General features: G+C 69.4%; 1 protein-coding gene and 1 pseudogene. One reads left to right on the top strand and one right to left on the bottom strand.

Annotated features, from left to right (window positions below; genetic code table 11):
• Positions 1 to 196: hypothetical protein (locus NA4_RS38360; RefSeq protein WP_157129600.1), on the bottom strand; the 196-nt coding region annotated here is incomplete at its 3' end.
• 2 nt (positions 197 to 198) lie between these two features.
• On the opposite strand from NA4_RS38360, the pseudogene NA4_RS38365 reads away from it, so the two are divergent.
• Positions 199 to 811, top strand: a pseudogene (locus NA4_RS38365) (transposase).
• The last annotated feature ends 189 nt before the right edge of the window (positions 812 to 1,000 follow it).

Below are 1,000 nucleotides of genomic sequence, written 5' to 3' on the forward strand. Positions count from 1 at the left end.
GTTGAGCGTCATTGGGGATGCCGATCACGGCGGCTGAGCCGTCAGTGGGGTTGCCGATCGGGTGGTCGGCGTCGTTGAGGGGATTGATCGGATTTGTCTGCACCGTCAGGGTGACGAGCACTGTTGGGTGCACGACACCCCGGCGGATGGTCTTGGCGGGCCCTGCCGAGGGTGCCGTGCGTAGTGCGAGAGGCACTGATGGTCACGGTAGAGGTCGATCCGGTTCGCGTCGAGATCCGCTTGGCGGCGGGTGAAATCTGTTGCCCGGCTTGCGATGGCGGGGTGCTGGCGCGGTGGGGGTGGGCTCGGTGGCGTCGGGTCGCGCCGATGGGTGAGCCGGTGCGGCCGCGGCGTGCCCGTTGTCGGGGCTGTGGGGTGACGCATGTGTTGTTGCCGGTGACCGTTGCTGCTGCGCAGAGCGTATGCGGCGCCGGTGATCTGGGCCGCGTTCGGGCAGCGAGCGGCCGGTCTCGGCCACCGCCGTATTGCCACCGATCTCGGGCTGGTGGCCGCGACAGTGCGGGGCTGGCTGCGGCGGGCGGCTGGCCGGTTGGACATGGTGCGCGCGGAGTTCGTCCGGCTGGCCGTGGCAGCTGGGGTGGACGTGACGCTGCCGAAGGCCGCGGGGTCGGGGTGGGCCGACGCGGTGATCGCGGTCGAGTGGGCCACCGCGGTGATCGGCGATCGGTTCGCCGAGCTCGGCGCAGTGACGCCAGCGGCGATGGTGGTGGCTGCCACTGGTGGTCGGCTTCTGGCGCCGGGCTGGCCGGCGCGGCGGGATGGTTGCACGACCAACACGAGTTGCCCCTGACGTTCGTGATCGCGGCGGGTGATCCTCACCGATGTTGTTGCCCAGCAGCCGTTGCGCTGCCGGGTATGAGTGAATGTGTAAGGAGGACATCGGCATTGAGCGCCCTTGACCAGGAAGAAGCCCGTCGCCGCGAGCGGGCGCAGGTGATCGCGTTGTTCCGGTATCAGCTGATTTGCCCGGCCCTGGAGA

The sequence above is a fragment of the Nocardia amamiensis NBRC 102102 genome (genome assembly GCF_001612745.1).
GTDB classification, from domain to species: Bacteria; Actinomycetota; Actinomycetes; order Mycobacteriales; family Mycobacteriaceae; genus Nocardia; species Nocardia amamiensis.